Source organism: Bradyrhizobium sp. Ai1a-2 (genome assembly GCF_000426245.1).
Lineage (GTDB): Bacteria > Pseudomonadota > Alphaproteobacteria > Rhizobiales > Xanthobacteraceae > Bradyrhizobium.
In genome coordinates this window covers 1-19,421 of record NZ_AUEZ01000103.1, presented here as the reverse complement: position 1 = coordinate 19,421, position 19,421 = coordinate 1, and the positions used below count along the sequence as shown (strand labels likewise).

The following is a 19,421-nucleotide window of genomic DNA, read 5'->3' as shown; positions in this document are numbered from 1 at the left end:
GTATTTCCATCCTATCGGGGAACAGCCGCCCTCCAAGTCTCTGATTGGTTTTCGGGCAACTCGCTCCTGCGATTACCCCATGTGGACGCCCCGCCCGACGGCATCGATGTGCCAAAGTGGAAGTGTTGAGCACCACTTAAGGGAGGCGTCCGTGTCAGAAGTTATCACAATCGGTCTGTATATCGCCAAGCGCGTTTTTCACGTTCACGGAGCGGATGGGCGGGGTCGAGCGATGTTCAGCAAGCGGATCAGCCGAGGAAAGCTGCTGGATTTCTTCGCAGCGCAGCCGAGTTGCACGGTAGCGCTGGAGGCATGTGGTGGAGCACATCACTAGGCCCGTCAGCTGACCCAGCTTGGCCATGAAGTTCGGCTGATCCCGCCCGCCAATGTAAAACCGTTCGTGAAACGGCAAAAGAACGATGCGATCGATGCCGAAGCGATTTGCGGAGCGGCGCAGCGGCCCAATCTCTGCCACTGCGATCGCCGCCCTAGCACCGCCGGTCGAGACCTTCGCAAAGGGCCGTGACTTTGCCGCCTGGCTGGGCCTCGCGCCCCTTTAAAGATCGACGGGTGGCAACGGAAACTTGGCGCGACGTCCAAAATGGGCGAGCGCACGCTCAGACGCCTCCTGATCATCGGCAGCAGCGCCGTCGTGCAACAGGCGAGCAAACGCGGGGCGCCGAAGGGGTCTTGGCTCGAACAGATGCTGGCTCGCAAACCGCGCATGCTGGTAACCGTCGCGCTCGCGAACAAGATGGCGCGGATCGTCTAGGCGCTGCTTATAAAGCAAGAGAACTACAGGGCTCCGGTCGCAGCCAAGGCGTGAGCCCGGCGGGCCTGAGATCGTCGCAGGTGTAGTCGGTCGAAGGAGGGTATGGCGCAACGGGCGGTGAGACGGTGCCGGAAGAACCAGATGTACCCATCGTGCCCAGAGCGCGCATTTATGATTTGGTTCCGGTCCGCGAACTCCCATACGGCCAATCTTCTTCAAAAACCGCTTGCATCTGGCGGGGCGCGTCCACAGATGGCCCAGGGAGTGTCGACGACCGTCCGCGCGCTGCTCCAGCGAGCTGCCTCTCGACCAGGTTCAATTTCACGGCATGCCCCAGATCGACAGGAATTTAAGTGCAACCGAAGACGTCGACCGCGCCGCGCGAAGTCGCAAAGCGGCATCGATCGCTATTGAGAAATCTCCGATATCGGTCGCAAGCTGTTGATTTTGAAATATTTTGGTGATGAAAACTCTGATGGTCGGCAAGCAAGAAGAGCCCCCTGATCGGCTCGGCCATTCCTCTTTCGGGAATGATCCGAAAATCCAAATGCCCGCGGGCGTTTACAGAAACGGCAGCAAGCTGTCTTCTCAACGCGCGCACGCTCTCGATTTTGACCTGCGAGCGTCACCATAACTCTGCGCGGTTGCAGCGAAGCGGCCACAGCTTCTCACTCGCAGTTCGCGCGAACGCGCATGTCGCGCGGCGTCATGCCGTAGGAATTTCGGAAGGCGCGATAAAATGTTGCAAGGCTGTCGAAGCCGCAGGCATAAGCGACATCCGCGACGGGCCGTGACGGCGCCGCTGCCAGCAGCCCGCCCGCCTTGCGCACCCGCAGGGCCGCCAGCGTTCGCGAGAATGAGAGCCCTGTCGGCTCGAACAACACATGAACTTGCCGCAGCGATATTCCGAGCTCCTGCGCGACCGCTGCGGGCGACAAGCCCGGCTGATGCAGGTCGCGGACGAGAATGTCGCGCGCGGCATAATAGAAGCCCGAACGCAGCGCCGCGCGACACTCGGGCATGCCCGGCAGGAGACGGCCCCGCGCCAACATGGCCAATCTTGCGATATGCGTGATCTCTGCCGAGGGATCGACGACATCACGCGGGTCCTGCGTCAAGGCATGAAACAGCGCGGAGAGTGCCGTGAAGAATGGGCTCTTCTGCAACAGCGTCGCCGCGAAAAGGTCGTGGGCCGGCGCGCCCAGCAGAAGATGGCCACTGAGGGGGATCTTCAGCATCAGAAAGTCGAACCCGTCGGAACGCTCCGGCGTGCCCTCGAAGGGAGTGTCGGAATGGTTGATGACGATGTCGCCGTCGGCCACACGATGCCCCCGCCCCCGACCGACATCCATCCAGCCGGCTCCGCGCGCCTGCCACGCAATGCACAGGCTGTCGGCCGGCATGCGCGCGATATCGCCGCTGGTCCGGCTGACCCGATAAGACGAGGCATGCATCCGCGAGACGATCGCCCCTCCGATATCGATCGCGGAGAACTGGCCCTGAAAATCGATGCGGCGCTCGGCCGGCAGCTCGATCGTGACACCAAACAGGCTCTTTCCGCGCACCTCGCGCCAGTGATCGAAGCGATGCTCGGGGTCGATGTCGTCGGTGGTAAAGCGGAGCACAGGGGTCTCGTCGTCCAATAGGAATGAAAAACGTCTTTGTCTCAAAACGGGGCGAGACCGGCGTGCCGACACCCCGGGGGGGGCCCGAACTGATCCCGCATTCGTCCCATGATGGCCGCCAGACGTCCTGATGCGGTGCCCGTGGCGTTCTGAAGTTTTTCTGATATTTTCTGAATGAGGCGCCACAGGACGGATTTTCCGAACATTTCCGGGCGGCGTGGGGCAGTTTCGGGGAACCGGGGGCTGGGTGTTTCGTTTTGCCGGATTTGAGCTCGATCGGGAGCGCGCCGAGCTGCGCGGTCCGGATGGCGAGGCGATCAGGCTCAGGCCGAAAGCGCTTGAGATGCTGCAGCTATTCGCCGCCAATGCGGGCCGGGTGCTGAGCAAGGAAGAGCTGATGGAGGCGGTCTGGCCGAACGTCCATGTCGGCGAAGACAGCCTGTTCCAATGCATCCGCGAGATTCGCACCGCGCTGGGCGATGACCGGCGCCAGACGATCAAGCTCGTGTCCGGCCGCGGCTATCTGTTCGCAGCGGAGGTGTCGATCAAGCCGCCCGCCCCTGCCGTTGTCGTGCAGGCAGGCGCCGAGCCCATTGCGAGCGCCGGGCCCGCGACCGAGGTTACAAGACCGCGGCGACTCTTCGGCCTGCGCAGGCCGGTTGCGGCTGCCGCAGCAGCGGCGCTCTGCGTGGTCTTCGGGTTTGCGGTGGCCGCTCCGACCTTCCGGCCCGACCTCATGTTCGGACGATCGCCGCCGACCATAGCAGTGGCGCCGATCGTGGATGCAAGCAACGACGCCCGAGGGGCCGGCATGGCGGCGGCAGTAACGGACCGCCTGACCGACGGTCTGGCCAGGGTCGACAATATTCGCGTGGTCGCGCCGCGGCCGGTGGCGGCGGCCACGGCGCCCGCATCCACGCCCTCGGCCCAATCGGACTTCGTGCTGAATGGCGAACTGGAGAAAGGACCGCAATCCTGGATCTTGCGGGCGCGCATGATTGAGACCGCCACCGGCGAAGTCCAGTCGGTCGCCGCGGTTTCGGTCGACGCGACCGAGCCGGACGTGCAATTGCAGCAATCGCGGCTTGCCGCGGGAGCAGGTCATGCGCTGGCGCGGCGCCTGAACGCGCTGCTGGAATCCGGCGCTCATCCCGCCACGGCTGGCGACGCCAAAGTTGCGATCGAGCAAGCCACGGCCTCGATCAATCGAACGACGCGCGAACGTTTTGCCAACGCGCAGACGATGCTGGAAAAAGCGCTCGCCGCCGAGCCCGACAATACTGAGCTCCAGGTCGCGCTGGCCGCCCTTCAGCTGCGCGGGATTCAGATGGCGTGGTACGCGCCGGCCGAACGTTCGGCGGCGGAGCGCGACGCCGGATCGCTGCTGGAGCGCGCGCGGCAGAGCACCCCACGTTACCTTCCGGTGCTGGAAGCCCATTGCCGCTTCCTGGCCGCGACCAACCAGTTCGTTGAAAGTCTGGTGGCCTGCGCGAAAGCATTGAGTTTTGATCCGTGGAACGGGTTGGTCCTCTACCACATCGGCCTGGCGCAGCTTCAGTTGGGACGCTTCGATGACGCGCTGGCAACCTTCAAGCAGGCCGATCGCTTCGACACGCCGGAAGTTTCGCGCTGGACCTGGATGCTCGGGGCGGGATGGACTGCGCTGCTCATGGACCGCAACGAGGAAGCGCTGTCCTGGCTGCAGCGGTCGATCGCCATCACGCCGGCGTCGGGACGCCCTTATATGCTGCTGGCCGTGGCCTATCAGCGCCTGGGCCACCCGGACGAGGCAAGGACGGCGATGGCAAAGGCCATGGCGTTGAGGCCCGATTCGACGGCCCTCAACATCTCGCTGCCAACACGCAATGCCAGCCCCGCTTTTCTCGCGGCGAGCGAGCTGAACATGCGGACGCTGCTCGAACTCGGCTTGCCGGAACGCTGACGATAGAGCGTGATGACTTTTTCTTCGAATCATCATCCCGCTCTATTCTTCTTGCTTTGACGCGTTTTTCTTCGCGCGAACCGGTCCACTTCGCTCGAAAACGCTTTAGGGCGTAGGCAGTTCGCGGCGCTCCCTCAAGGTCAGGTAACGGCTTTCCTGATCGGTGAGCTGTCCTGATCCGAGGATCTGGACGGCACTCGATGTGTCATACGCGACGCTGCGGCGTGGCGCCGAGGCGTCCGATCGTTGATCATTCGGACGTTTGCCCTGGCTCTCGTTGCCGCCAGAGGATCCATCGCCGCCGCCATAGCCCACGAATTCGACGATGATGATCGACGCGCGATCGTTGGTGTTAGGCGCAGCTGGCTGAGCCTGCTGCGTGGCTGCCGCCGTGTTATTGGCGGAGGTCAACGCCGCGACCGGTGGCGCCTGCACCGTGGGAATGCCGGTGATGCTGCCCTGCGCCTGGATGTTGGCGGCGTTGACGATCTGCAGCGCGGCCAGGTTGACGTTGCCTGACACACGGATGCCGGCTTCGCCGGCATCGATGGTGCCGAGCGGCGCGATCAGGTCGATATTGCCGCGCGGCACTTCCGGGATCGGATTGAGCGTCGCAATGCCGGCACCGGTCGAGGGCACGTTCGGCGACAGCGTGATGGTGCCGTAGGAGTCATAGACCCGCCGCGGCGGCGTGTAGAGCACGGTGGTCTTCGAACCGCGGCCGGCGTTGATGTCGCCCTCTGCCGACCAGGCAATGATATTGCCGCCGAACGTCGTCATGATGCGGCTCTGGCCGAGCAGGATGCTGTCGAGCGAATAGATCTGGATGTCACCCAGGCCCTGGGTGATGAGGCCCGCGCCGGCCCCCGGCACAATGCCTTCAAGGCCGATGATGGTGGTTCCGCCCGGGTTCAGGATCTGGATGTCGCCGCCGAAATCGGTGGTGATTCCGCCATCAACGACGCCGGGCGTTCCGGGCGCAATGCCGCTGAACATGGTGACGCCGCCCCTATAGGTGATCGGCTTGCCCTGCGCATCCGTGGTGGGGAACAAGGCGGCGATAGCGTTGCGGCCACGCAGATAGCTGCCAAGCCGCGGACTTTCGATCGCGCCGGTCTCCTCTCGTCCGCCGGCGGTCAGCTCTTTGAAATAGACCTGGCGTACGAAGATGCTCTGTTGCTCGCTCGGCAATGCCAGGAACAGCTTCAAGGCGTCGGCGCCCGTACCGCTGAAGCCAAACAATTTGTGCAGCCAGTCGATAAGCTCCTGATCATAGGTGTGAACCACCTTGCCGCTGCCGGCGAGCGGTGTGCCATCGGTCGGGAGCTGGTTGGCGGGATCGAAATAGAGCTTGGCGAACCCGGCATAGTCCGGCCCCGTTGGACCGACGCCCGCCAGCGCCCAGATGCTGGCGCCGCCCGACCTGTTCGAGGCGTTCACGTCGAACAGGGGGCCGACGCTTTCCAGCTTTCCGTAGTAGCCCTGATAAAGGTTGCGGCCGGCCTGCACGTCCAGCAGTCCCGAGCCGGCGATGGTGATCGATTGATAGATGATGTCGCGGCCAGCCTTGACGAGCGAGACGTAACCGGCGCCGTCGCCGGTATCCTTGATGAACACATCCGGGTTGTTGAAGAACACATCCGGCGTCCTGCCCGTGCCGACGATGTCGCGGCCGGCGATGACCTGGAACGGCTTGGCGGCGAAGTACCAGGTCGTCTGCGACGGCACGAAATAAGTGCCACTCGCAGTCATCGTTCGCACCTGCCCGAGGATCAGATCGTCGATATCGATCCCCGCATAGACCAGCGCGGGCTGCGAGTCGCCGGCGTGCAGATTGGTCAGTGGCGTGTCCGGCCCGAAGGCAATCGGACTGTTGGGCGAAATGCCGCGATAGGCCGACGTCAGGCTCGCACTGTCACTGATGCCATCGATCGTTGCGAACACAGGGTGCATCGGCGTGGCGAGCGAACTCATAGCAGCGCCGGACATTTTCACCACCTGTCCCGACCCGTAGATCGAGCCGGCCGCCAGCAATTCGAGTTGGCCGAACGGGGACGGCATCAGCTCGATGTCTGGATATATTGCGTTAAGCTCGGCGGGTTCCGCAAACCGCATATCGCCATTGGCGGCTGCGGCGATCAGCGTGCCCGGATAAAAGCCATTGCCGTTCTGGGCGTTGTTTTTGTAGCTTCCCCCGACCTGCCCTGCCAGCGGCGCGACGTCGCCGCCCGCCGCGTACAGATTGATCGAGGTCGCGGGCGTCCACAGCGTGAAGCTAGCGTTACCGCCGTTCGCGGCGAAGGTAGGCGTCCCGTCCGGCGCGAAGGCGGTGTAGGATCTGCCATTCACATCGACCGGCGTTGCCATGCCGGCGTCGCCGGCCCCACCGAACACCAGGTCGCCGCGCGTCGTGATATTCACACTGCCGTCGCCCGGCGTGAAGACCGGGCCGGGCGTCGGCGTCGAGTGCTTCAACGTCGCCGGATCAAGCGTGCGCGGATCGACCGATGTGAAATAAGCCGCACCAAAGTTCTGCACGACCGCACCGATGGAGCCGGCAGTCACCGCGATATTGCCGCGCAAGTCGGTGATCGAGCCGAAATAGTCGGGCGGCTGCGTCGTGGCCGTGCCGATAATGACCGGATTGAGCTTGCCGCCGATCTTCACGGTGAGATCGCCGCCGCCGGACTCCACGACCGTGCCGTCGGCGAGCACCCGCCCCGTCGATGCCACCGCGAGATCCAGGCCGGTCGAAGCGCTGCCCGTCACGCCGGCGTTGCGTCCGGCGATCAGGGTCAGGTTGCCGCCGCCGAGGGTGCCTATGCCCTGGAAGCCGACCAGCGCGCTGCCGGGAGGCCCAGAGAAAGATGGATCGGTTGTCGCGAAACTGCCGAAATTGATCCACCACGCCGCAGGATCGGCGGCCAGGCTGCCGCCACCGCCCTGACGCCAAAGCCAGTTGGAGACGAGATCCGAGTCGACAAAGCGGGTGCTGTTGTTGGCGATCTGGATATTGCCTGTCACATCCTGCTGGGCCACGAGCAGCAGGTCGCCGCCATGCTCCGGATACCAGGCCTGGGAGACGCCGTCGCGCGCTTTGCCCACAAGGTCATAGGGGTTGCTGCCGTCAGGCGCCAGGATCGGCGCCGACTGCGTACCGGCAGTGTAGACGCCGTAGGGCGTGGCTTCGCTGAAGCTGCCGCCGGCCAGCAGTTCAAGATTGCCGGTGCCGGTACGAAGCACGCTGAAGAAACTGCCGTTCAGCGTCGAATTATAGGCCGGGTCGTTGAGCGTAAGATTGCCATTGCCGTTGAGCGCATGTGCCGTCTGAAGCGCCCGCTGATCGGCGGCGGCAAGATCCGCGCCGCCAACGAGACGGATCGATGCGGAAAGCGAACCGGGCGCGAGCATCCGCGCCGCGGCCGACGTGGCGGAGGCTCCCGGGACGGCAGGCTTTTCCAGGACCGCGATATCCGGCAACGGGGCCCCGGGGTCGAATGCAATCCAACTATTGTGGTCGAGGACCGTACCCGCCGGGATCGTGTCTCCTGGACCGTAAAAATGTCCGTTGACGTCAGTCTCGCCGCCCCAAATATTTACATAGAAATTGGTGTTCGGAACGGTCCAAGGCGCCACGACGACTACGTCAGTGGTATCGTTAAACCAACAGGCGAATGGGTCACACCAGCTGGAATTGCCAAAGATCGGGCTGTGGGCAATGTCGACGTCGACGTAGGTAGCCGGCGTTCCCGGCGCCGACTTGAACCCATCAGAGATGCTTCCCTTGATGGTCAGGTTGCCGCCCGCGCGGATCACGAGCGCCATCGGCTCGCCGGCGCCGTAAGTTGCGGAGTTCGGATCACGATCCGCACCTGTCCCGTAGCGATATTTTGCGAGATCAATGTCGCCCGAGGTCGAGAGATCGCCGCTCGAGGTGATCTGGACGCCGGGCCTCAGGTGGAAGGCACTGCCATAGGCTGACAGGCCCGCGATCTTGCCTCGCAGCGTGTTATTCGCCAGCGCGGCGTTGATAAAGGACGTGCTTGCAGTGTCATAGCCGTCGAGCGTCGATTGCGTGATAACGCTGCCGCCCGACAGGTCGTAGGTCCAGAATGCATTGAGCGCGATGCTGTAGGCGCCACGGATATTGAGCGGACCGCCGGCACTGATGAGAATGTCGCCCGAGGTCTCACCGCTACGCTGCGCGTTCAGTTGAATGTCACCATAGGCGACGCCGTCAGGCGTTGACAGATCCATCGTTGCACCGGGCGACAGTGTGAGCGTTCCGCCCGCGGCGGTCAGCTCGATGTGACCGCGGTTCTTGGCCTCGATCGGATGGCCATAGCTGTCGACCCAAAGAGCCGAGCTATGGGCATCGAGCACGGCGCTCGACATCAGCGTCAATCCATTGCCGGCCGCAAGGCGGATGGTGCCCGGTGCCATACCGGACGCATCGATGGTGCCGTTCACGGTGAGACTGCCGCCGTCGAGCGAGATCGAGACGTTGTGCGCCTTGACGCCATCGCCGACGATCAGATCGCCGGTCTTGATGTCGAAGCTCCGGGCATCGAAGATGCCCCCTTGGGCGAGGATGGCATTGAGCCCGGCGAAGTCGGCGAGCGTGCCGGCGGTGACGCTGAAATCGCCGCTGGTATAGCCATCGGTCGCGCCGCCGTTCAGCGCACCACTGAGCGCCACGAGCCCATTGCCGGCGTTGACGGTGATCTCACCAGCACTGGCGTTTGTCGCGGAGACGTCGATCACCGAGCCCGCCGCCTGGGTCACGTTGCCCTGCGCACTGTTGAAGATCACCGTGCCGCCGAAGCCGTACACAGTCGCCGTCTGGATCTTGGACGGCTGGCCCGACAGATCGATCCTGCTGCCGGCATTCAGGTTGATGTCATTGGCGGCGTTGACCACCAGCTTGCCGCTCGGCAGCAGGATGGTGCTGGCGATGGCGACGCTGTCGCCGTTGAGGTCGATCTCCGCTCCCGAGATGGTGGACGTCGCGGCGCTCGGCGCATGGCCCGCCGGCGCAGTCACGTTCAGCGCACCGCCGGCCGTATAGGCCATGACCGACTTCTGCACGCCGGTCAGAAGCGGCGTCGACAGCGTCAGGTTGCCGCCCGTGCCGCTCTGCCCGAACACGGCGCCGGATGCGGTGCTCGGTGCCTGATAGACGAACAGCTTGCTGTTGCCTGCAGACACGATCTGCGAAGCGGCGGTCAGATTGACATTGCCGAAGCCGTAGATGACGCGACTGGTGGATGTAGCGTCGAGCGGGACGAACCTGCCGAGGTCGATCTCATCGGCGACGAGATCGAGCGTGCCGGCGCCGGTGCCCGGCCCGCCCGCGGCGATGGCCGGCGGCGTTGCGCCGGTCGCGTTCCAGGCGATCTTGCCGGCGGCGATGGTGGCGTGGTCGCTCGTCCCGCCATAGCCATAGATCGCCGGCGTGTTCAGCACGAGATTGACCCCGCTGCCGGTGGCATCGAGGCTGGTGCTGCCGAACAGGTTGATCGAGCCGGCGGCGCTCAGGATGATGTTCTCGAGCGCCGGCGCGCCATGGCTGGGATCGCCGCTGACGAGCGTGTCGAACAGCGCCTGATTGAACAGCAGGCCGGCCGGCGACCCCGCCGCCGCGATAGCGGCGCTGTCACCGATATTGATGGCGCCGACCGCGAGCGCGATATTGCGCGCACCGAAATGGGCGCTGGCATCGATGCTCGACGGCGCGTTGGTGGCGAAGGCCAGCGTGCCCTCGGCATAGAGCTGCGAGCGGGCGCCGATCACGATGCTGCCGGAACCGCCGTTGGAGCCACGAAAGTTGAGATAGCCGTTGGACAGCGCCAGCACCGTGTTCGATCTAGCGTAATAGCTCATGCCGGTGGAGACGGAATCGTACGGCGGCACGCCCTGTCCGATGGTCGTCAGCGTTACATCGTTGCCGATGCTGATGTTGCCGCCCACCAGGAACAGTTCACCCGCCCGCAGCGTGACGCCGTCGCGGACGAAGAGATCATTGCCACCACTGATCGCTATCGAGCCATTGACGATGCTCGGAAAGCCGTTGATCAGCAGCCGCGGCGTGCCGATGGCATTGAGGTCGTCAGCGTTCACCGAGACGCCGCTGAATCCGCTGGTTCGGCTGCCTGTATAGATTTCGCCGACGTTCATCAGCACCACCTGGCCGCTGGCACCGCCCTGGTCGGCCTGGAACAGCGCCGTTCCGTCGAACGTCAGCGCCGATCCGGCCGACGGGTTTGTGGTCCGCTCGAACAGCACCTCCAAGGTCTTGCCGTCCATCGGCAGCAGCGGGCGCTGGCCGCCGAACTGGGTGGCACTGGCGACCAGGAAGTCGCTGTAGCTCTGCTCGTTGTACTGCGAATATTTGCGCACCGCCGTTCCCGGCGTAATCAGCATGAGCGAGGGAAGCGCGCCCTTGATGTTCGTGTTGGCGATACCGGTATAGCCCGAGGTCACATAGGTGCCGTTGCCGATGGCGCCGTTGACCGGCAACCTCGTCGTGCTGCCGAGCTCGACCCGGTAGGCACCGGGAAGCAAGGCGTAGTTCGATGGCAACAGCGTGTAAGTACCGGCGGGCAAGCCCGGCACGCCGGCCGGAATCGTGATCTGTTGACCGATCGCAGGATCGCCGGCGCCATTTTCCGGCGCCACCGGTGCGTAGCCGGAGGCATAACCGGGCAGGATGGCGTAGACCTTGTTGCCGGCCTTGCTGACCGGCGTCGTCGGATTGGCATTGATGAGTGGCGTCGTCAGCACGTTGACCGAGCCGCCGCGGCCCGAGATGAAGCCCGCACCGGTGAGTGTGCCGCCGCCGGACAAATCGAGCGTCGCGCCGCCCTGTACGTTGACGGATTGCGCATCCAGTATGATGCCGGACTGCGGCGCGCCATAGGGATCGAAGTTTGTCAGGCTCTTTCCGCTGACATTCGACTTGTTATAGCTGTAGGTCACGCCATCGACGGTGCCGCCATAGGGAATGGCCAAGCCTGCCATCGAGACGGAGGTCAGGCTGCCAGGCAGCACATCCACCCGTCTGGTCAGACTAGTATTGAAAGACGTATTGTCGTTGCCAAGCACGATGTTGCCGAACGGCGCGCGAACGATGCCGCCCTGCTCGACGATTGGCCCGGCAAGTTTGAGGCTGCCGAACACGGAGAGCGGCGCCTCCGGAACGTCGTCGGTGGTTCGGCCAATGGTCAGGGTCGGCGGATGCGCGGGGTCGTAGTTCGGGTTGTTCGCTCCCGCCGTGACGACGAAAAAGGCGTTGGTCGCCGGATAGATCTGGGCCGCGTCGAGTTCGAGGTCCCAAGTGGTTGACAGGTTTGCCGGCTGTTGCTGGGTGCCGCCAAGGAAGCGGATATCGCCCTGGCTGACGAGCTTCGTCGTCGCAAACCCGGGGGCATCAATGGCGGCGTCAGCGGAGAAAACGATCTGGCCCTGGATGTCGATCTGGTTCGCATCCACCTTAAAGCGCGCCGTGGTCGGCAATGTTGAGGCGGCGGGATTGCGGATGCTGGCGCTCTTGACGCCGTCCCCAACGTCAACCGTGGGTTCGTTGAACAGCACATAGGGCGCGGACAATCGCACGCTGTTGGTGGTGGGCAATGGATTGGGCACGGCGGGCCCTGAGGTGAAGGCGCTGGCGGTGAGCGTCAGGCTGCGGCCGAGCGCGAGCGACACATCCCCGGAGAACAACAGGTAGTCGCCCGAATTCAGCGTCAGCGAGTCGAAGCCGCCGGCCTTGACCATGTCGGCACTGACAGTGGTTTGGCCAAACACCAGCGACGAGGCATCCGTGCCCGGCGCGACGTCAGCCGGCAACGGCGACGCCGAGCGCGCCTGCACCACGGTGATCACACTGGGGACAAAGGCACTTGCCGGCACGGCGACACTGTTGAGATACATCGGCGTCGACAGCGCGACCGTCAGGCTGCCGCCCGACGCTCCCGTGCCGCCGGCGGCGGCATGGATAGCGCCGTCCATGTAGATGCCGCTCGCAGAGGCGAGCACGATCGAGCCGCCATCGCTCGCAACCGTTAACGCACTGCCTGCGACGCCCGGCGCGAGCCCTGCTGCCGTATCGACAACGACGCTTGCGCCGTCAGCATTGAGTTCGGCGCCGGGGCGGATGATCACGAAACTCGATCCGCCCCCGAGGCTGATACTGCCGCCATTCGTCGCCACTCCATAGCTGCGTCCCGCCCGATCGGTGGCGGTGTAGCTCGCCCCCGAAACATCGAGCTTGGCGTCGCCATCGATCCAAAGCGACCGGCCGCGGCTGTTGCCGAGCCCGTCGAAATTGCGTCCCTTGTCGAAGTCATTGGACGCTATGTTGCTGACGCTAATGCTGCCGCCATGTGCGACAAGAGCGCCGTTGACGTTGATCTGGTCGAAGGCTTCGAGCGAGATGCTCTGACCGGGATCGACGGTGAGCGAGGCGCCGGCGCCGACGATGATCGCGCCACCACCCGTGACGAGATTTTGCGCGGATCGGGTCACCGAATGCACCGCCAGGCTGGCGCCGCCGCGTTGCGTCAATGTGCCGTTTGTCGGATTTTCGGTAAAGAGCGGCGGCAGCCACACCGACATCGCCGAGGCCGGATCGCTGCCTGACGGCGCCGAGAAGCTGTTGGCGGCGAACTGGTAGACCGGCATGGTCAGCGCGATCGCCGCGCCATCCAGCACCTGCACACCGAGTCCGCCGCTGATGTCGTACTTCGAGAAACCCGATGAGAACAAGCTCCAGTTGAGCGTCGGGGGCGGCTGGACCGCGACAGCTTGCTTGAACGTCGTGCCGACCGGAATCACAGCACCGATCTGATAGGTGGTCGGCGTCGACAGCACTGTCCCGGCTGGCGTGGTGAGGTTGAATGGTTGCGTGTTGATCCCGTTCGGGAACGCATCCCGCGGGATGACATAGCCAGTTGGGAACGAACCATCGAAATAGGAGAGATTGGTTCCTGCCCGGATTGTCGTGCCGGCGAAGAAGATCTGCGCGCCACCGACGAAATTGTACACCGTCATGCCGGGCGGCACGACCCAGTCCTGCTGTACGGTGATGCCCACGTCGCCATCGGCGTCCTGACGCGAATAGAATGGCGTAACGCCGGCAGGAAGCGGCGTGCCTGGCGGAGCCACCGTCGTCTGCACGCTGTAAGGCATCGGCAGCGGCTCACCTGCCGCAATGGTGAGCGGCTGCGACAGGACGAGTGGGACGGGGGTGGGCGTGTTGGCGGCGATCGTTCCGCCGATCAGGCTGGCGCCATCGGTGATGAGGACCGTCCCCGGTGAGGACAGCGTTAGCGTGCCGCCGCCATTGACGCCGACCGCGCGGATTTCGCCCTTCAAAGCCAGGTTCGGCGGAGCGTCGGAACCGCCCGGATGGCCGGCGACGAGCGTGACGTTGCCGCCCTTGCCGCCTTGCGTCTTGCCGTTGACAAGGATCGCGCCGCCGGACGAGACGTCGATGACGCTTTGTTCCGCGATGGTGACGTTCTGCGTGGAATCGAAGGTGACATTGCCGCCGTTGAGGAAGGCAAGATTCGACTGGCTGTCCGGATCGGTCAGCGCATTGACCCACAGGCCGCTGGTGTCGATGGTGATCCCGGTCTCCAGCGTCAATTGCGAAGTGCCCGCCGCCGTGGTCAGCGCGACTGCGATTTGACCAGCCTGGTCCGGCTGCAGGAAGTTGCTCACAGTCACGCTGCCGGCGTGCGCCGTGATTTCGGCGGCGACGTCGACGTTCGGAGCGATCAGCTTGACCTGCGCGCCCGGCGCGAATTGCAACGGTGCATTGACGGCGATCGAACCCTTGGTGGCAACATTCAGCCCGCCGAGCCCAACACTGTCGAGCGTCGGGGCATCGAACCAGGCGGTATTGACGCGATCAGCCGGCAGCGCGGCGCTCGCATCGAGGCCCGCCGTGACAGGCGCGACGGAATCAAACTTGACGTCGGTGGTGTAAGCGTTGGCCAGCCCGGTGCCGGTGTACTGGCCAAGTGCAAGCGTGCCGGCAACCGGCGCGGTGGTCTGCGTCAGCTTGTAGCCGTCGATGACGCCGGACGGACGCGCACTCGTCTGGCGCTCACCGTTGATGACGTCGGCGATGATGTCACCTTCGAAGACGGCGGTCGGTGTCGAGAGGATTAGCTTGCCGGCGTCGCGGCCGACCGTGTAGCCCTCCTCCCAGCGCACGCTCTCGCGGCCCTTGCCGAACGGGCTGGTCCAGACCTCGGTGACTTTCCAACGGTCATGCTCGCGGATGAAGCCGTCGCCAAGACCATAGAAAGTCATGTCGGCGCGGGCATTGTTGATGTTGTAGAGCCGCCCGTCCGATCCGAGGAAGTTCGTGGTGCGGATATAGCCGGCCTCATAGCTGACCGAACCACCCGAAATGTCGAACACCGATCCGGCCTGCGCGACCACTTCGGGCGCCGACAGCGTGATGGTGCCGCCGACCGCGCTCCATTCGCCGATCTTGTGCGCCGTGTTGGCGAGATAGCCGCCGACCTCAAGCAGGCCGCCGGGCGTATAGTAGCGATCGCCTGCGTAGCCGCCGGTGCCTGCCGGAACGTAGATGAGGTTGCGGATATCGATCCAGACATCGGCGTTTTTCAGCGCATCGTTGTCGCGGTTCTGCGGCGAGTCGCGCAGCTCATTGCCCTGGATATTCACCATGATGTTGTTGGCCGACATCGCCAGCGACACGTTGCGTACGCCGGAGACGTCGATCGTCGCGCCGCTCTCGGTGAAGATGCGGCCCGCCGCCGACACCGCCACCTGCCCGCCTTGCGCCATGGTCAGCGAGCCGGCGCCCGGCGTTGCGCCGCCCTTGAAGATCACATTGCCGCCGGTGACGATCTCGATGCGCGACTGATCGAGACGATCGGCGAGCAGCGACAGATTGTTGAACACCCCGGTTGCCGCGCCGGCGCGCAGCTGGTTCGCGGTGGCGGAGGCTGCGATCAGCGCGTCGCGCTGGCTGTCGAGCGCGGTGTCCTCGCTCTCGAGTTCGGGGATAACAGTGGTGAGGCTGCCCGAGCCGAGCGTGACGCTGCCGCGCGTATCAGTCGCCGAATTGAGGAGATGGATGGTGCCGCGGGTGTTGACCGAGGTCGAGGCGACCAGGGCGCCGTTCTGCTCGATCGCGCGGCCGGCCAGCGTGATGTCCCCCTGCGCGCTGAACACCATGCCGTCGTTGCGGACGAGTCCCGCGAGGCTGCCGGTACGAAACACTGGCGCGATCTCGTTGCCGCGCGTCGTCGAGTACTGGTTGGCGTCCGTTCCGTAACCACGTCGCAGCACGAAGTCGTCGCCTGCGGCGAATTGGGTCTGACCGCTGGGCGTCGTGATCGCGCCGGCATTGATGACCTGCCCACCCATCAGCAGCACGAAGCCGCCACCTGACGTGACGGAAGCCGGCGCACGGGTTTGAATCTGTGCACCTGCCTCCACGTTGACGACACCGCCGCCGGAGCCGTTGCCGAGCAACGCGGCCGCATCGGTGAAGCTTGGATTCCACGTGTTGCCGGTCTGGCTCGAATAGATGCCGCTCAGGAACTGGTCGTTGGTGATCTTTGCAGTCGAGGCGATCAGCGATCCGACATTGATCTGGCTGCCGCCGCCGAAGATGATGCCGCTCTGGTTGATGACGTAGACCTGGCCGTCGGCTTTGATGTTGCCGAGAATCTGGCTCGGCCCGGTGCTGGCATCGACCCGGTTGAGAGCAGCCCAGTTGGCGTTGCCGTGCTGGTCGAAGTTCAGCGTGGTCTGCGATCCGACGTTGAAGGTCTTCCAATTCAGGATTGCCTGCTGCCGGGTCTGGTCGATGTTGACGCTGGTCTGCCCGCCCGCGACCGATTGCGTCGGCGCGTTGGCGCCGGTCCAGCCCGCCGCCATGTCCGGCATCAGGCCGCCGCGCGTCAGCCCGTCCGGAACATTGATGTTCAATGTCGTGGAATGCGGCTGCCCCTGCGCAGCCGCACGCGCCGCATCCTGCAGGCCGCGGATCGCCTGCAACGCCTGCGTCGCGCGATTGAGCGATTGCTGGGCCTGCTGCGCCGCTTGCGCCGCCTGCTGTGCATTGGCGACCGCATCGTTGACTGCCGTCAGCGGCGCGCTGACCGAGTTGGCGCCGAGCGGACGCGCGATGGCTCCCTCGACACCGCCCAGCGCAAGCGCCAGCGCACTGGTTCCGGCCAGCAGCGCCTTGCGCACGGCGCGGCGTGATGCGAGCAGCGGGGGCAGTTGCAGGTCCGCCGAACGGATGCGGCGCGGGCGGCTGCCATTACGATGAACCTGCATTTTAGCTCCCCTTTTCGCAAGACGTCGGCCGTTGCTGCAAGCGCGCGCAGACCTGACCTTCGACCAGCGACATGCAATTGACCCCGACCCCGACGTCGCGGCTGCGACGATCTTCGAAGAGCAAGCCCGACCGCGACCGGCCGAACCGCTCCCTATTCGTTGACGACCGGGCGGGCCGCCATCAGAACCGGGGCGGAGAAATTTTTCGAAGCGGGGTGAAGAAAATTTTCTAAGACGGCTCAGGACCGAGAGATCATCCGACCAGAACGAGACCACCCGGCAATTGCCTGACAGCAACCGCAAAGGCCTGCTCAAGATAGACGAGCACGTTCTCCAGCCGGTTCAGCTGAAAGCTCGCATCGATCAGGCGCTCTCCGAGATGTCGGTTGACGAGAATGATCCGCCCGGACCGATAGCGGTTGACCTCGGAAATGACATCCGACAAAGGCGCCTTGCGAAACACGAGGCGGCCTTCCTGCCAGGCCACGGCCGTTACGGGATCGACGCGTTCCGTCTCGCCGATGCCGAACCGATCATAGATGACTCTCTGGTTCGGCTCGAGAACGACGGTCTGCCGCTCATGTTCGACCTTGACGCGGCCATCCAGGCAAATCACCGCCACGCGATCGTCCCCATCGTGACGCACGTCGAACTTTGCGCGGGCGGCCACGATACGTCCGGCGCCTGCAACGACGGTGCAGGATCTGTCCGCTTTCGGCACGGTTGCGACGATCGCCTCACCCCTGATCAGTTCGATCCCCGCATCGCTCCCCGCGGCCAGCGCCAGGCTGCTCCGGGTATTGAGGTCGACCGAGACGCCCTCGGCGACATCGAGCCGGCGCCGCTCACCGGGCGCCGTGCGAATGTCCGCTCTCAGTTCGGCCAACGAAGGCCAAAGCCCGAGCGGAGGATGGATAGCGACGTAGGTTGCGCATGCCGCTGATGCCGCGACCGCACCTGTCAGGAACGCCCGCCGCGCGAGAACCGGCGTCGAAGTTGCCGCAGGACCAGCAACAAGCGGCCGCTCCGCCTGGGCGGCGACTTCGGCAAGCCTGTCCCAGACCCGTGCCGCCCGGGCATAGGCCCTGGCGTGCGACGGATCCTGTCGGCACCACTCCTTCAACGCCTCGCCGTCCGCTCGCGTCGCGGTCCCGGATGACAGCAGGGACAGCCAGGCCATGGCTTCCCGCTGCAGCCGCTCTGGATCGGCCGGCTGCGATTGTCGATTGTCTGGCGGATTGCCCACGTTTCCCATCACGTCTTGTGACATGCCTCCTATTCACTAGACGATTTGGGAGGATGCGAACCGAACCGCGTGATCACAGTTCTTTCAAGCTGATCGGAGCAATATTCCAGTGCGCGCCGCAGGTCCTTGTCCACCATCCGTTCCGAGATGCCAAAGCGCTTCGCCAGCTCGGCATGAGGTGTTCCATCGACGCGCACGCCGATCAGGATGGCTCGCTGGCGCGCTGTGAGCGCGTCGAAGGCGCGAACCAGGGCAGCGAATTCGGCACGCGCCTCCATCTCCTGCTCAGCGTCGATGGCCGCGTCGGCATAGTGATATAAAGCGTCGACTTCGGAGTAACTCAAGCGACGGTCCTCGGACCGGCGCTTGTCATGGGCAATGTTCAGCGCCACACGAACGATATAGTCATGTGGCCGCAAGAACAGCGTCCCGTCTCTCCCGTCCAGCCGCAGATAGGCCTCATGCAGCGCCTCGCTGGCGAGTTCCTCCGAACCGAGGCGACGCACGAGACGACGCCTAAGCTCGGCGTAGCCGGCGACCAGCAACTGCCGGAGCGAAGAACGGGATGAGTTTGTCATTCAGAGCAGTCGGATGCAGCCGGACGTCCGGACTGCAGCGCCCCCGGCGTCGGGTCAGTTCGCCTCATTCTCTTGCCGCACCTTGCGACTGGCAGTCTCTTGTATGTTCAGCCGACCTCGGCAATATGACAAAGGTCACCGGTTGCTCAAGATCGGATGGCGGAGCTTCCCCTACCGAGACATGGCTGATCCGCGCGATCAGGTTCGATGCAGCCTGGCCCTCGGCATCCGCCCCGAGAATGCGAACGTTCTCAATCTCGCCCGCGGCCCCGATCCAGATCGCGACCGCGGCACGGTATTGTCCGGGAGCTGTCTCAGTCGATCTGCACAAGGCGCGCTTCAGCGCGACCTGAAGCGCCGCGAAGAAGCGATTGCGCGCCGGATCGGCAGACCATTCCGGCATCCGGCCGACCGGCGGCTCCTGAGCCGCGGGGGCAACCAGCGTGTAGCCCTGATCGGCCGCACGACGGATGTACAGCCCGGTCGGCCGCAGCAAAGCGCGCAATGCGTCTTCGAAGGCATACACGCCCTGCACCGGCGCCGATTTCTGGCCGGCTGCCAGTGCGTGGTCGACGAACACTTCGACGCCCGTCACCGCCGCATAGGACATTAATGCATCTTCGAGCGGCTGAGACGGTATGTCGAACTGCGCGGAAGCGGCAGTCGCTCCGCCCCCGCCGCTGGCGCGCTCCTCGGCGACGGCATGCGCGGCGGAGAACGCAAGAAGTAACATCCATGCCGCGGTCGCTGCAGAACGAAAATCCGCGATGGCGAACTTATCGTCTAACCATTGCAACATCTGTCGTTCGTCAAGCCGCACCCGTCGCCGCAAAAAGGTAAGCGCGAATTTCTCCGCACCTTTTGCTTTTGAGTGCTCTGATGCATGAGGTGTCCACCAAAATAGGTGGACACCTTGTGATGAGCGACG

The 19,421-nt window shown here is 64.4% G+C and carries 6 protein-coding genes and 1 pseudogene; 2 read left to right on the top strand and 5 right to left on the bottom strand.

What is annotated here, in order from left to right; translation table 11 throughout:
- Positions 1 to 151 precede the first annotated feature (151 nt).
- Positions 152 to 772 (top strand): annotated as a pseudogene (locus K288_RS47890) (transposase).
- A gap of 668 nt (positions 773 to 1,440) precedes the next feature.
- Here the strand turns inward: K288_RS47890 and K288_RS0138215 are convergent.
- Positions 1,441 to 2,397 carry an AraC family transcriptional regulator gene (locus K288_RS0138215; RefSeq protein WP_027584217.1) on the bottom strand — a complete coding sequence of 319 codons (957 nt, stop codon included), beginning with the start codon at positions 2,395 to 2,397 and terminating at the stop codon, positions 1,441 to 1,443.
- 247 nt (positions 2,398 to 2,644) lie between these two features.
- Here K288_RS0138215 and K288_RS0138210 point away from each other — a divergent pair, with 247 nt between their 5' ends.
- A complete protein-coding gene (locus K288_RS0138210) occupies positions 2,645 to 4,339 on the top strand; it encodes a winged helix-turn-helix domain-containing protein (RefSeq protein WP_027584216.1) in 1,695 nt (564 codons plus the stop codon).
- Positions 4,340 to 4,444: 105 nt separating this feature from the next.
- Here K288_RS0138210 and K288_RS47885 read toward each other — a convergent pair whose 3' ends face one another.
- The 4 genes from K288_RS47885 to K288_RS0138190 form a co-directional block, all read right to left on the bottom strand.
- A complete protein-coding gene (locus tag K288_RS47885; RefSeq protein WP_051334972.1) occupies positions 4,445 to 16,669 on the bottom strand; it encodes a filamentous haemagglutinin family protein in 12,225 nt (4,074 codons plus the stop codon).
- Between the two features lie 253 nt (positions 16,670 to 16,922).
- The gene (locus K288_RS47880; RefSeq protein ID WP_084800035.1) at positions 16,923 to 17,939 is read right to left on the bottom strand and encodes a DUF4880 domain-containing protein; all 1,017 of its coding nucleotides are present in this window, start codon (positions 17,937 to 17,939) and stop codon (positions 16,923 to 16,925) included.
- Between the two features lie 5 nt (positions 17,940 to 17,944).
- Positions 17,945 to 18,460, bottom strand: coding sequence for an RNA polymerase sigma factor (locus K288_RS0138195; RefSeq protein ID WP_160169058.1), 516 nt, complete (start codon positions 18,458 to 18,460; stop codon positions 17,945 to 17,947).
- A gap of 97 nt (positions 18,461 to 18,557) precedes the next feature.
- Positions 18,558 to 19,421, bottom strand: an 864-nt coding sequence (locus K288_RS0138190; RefSeq protein WP_152535877.1) for an STN domain-containing protein, incomplete at its 5' end; no start/stop codon positions are given.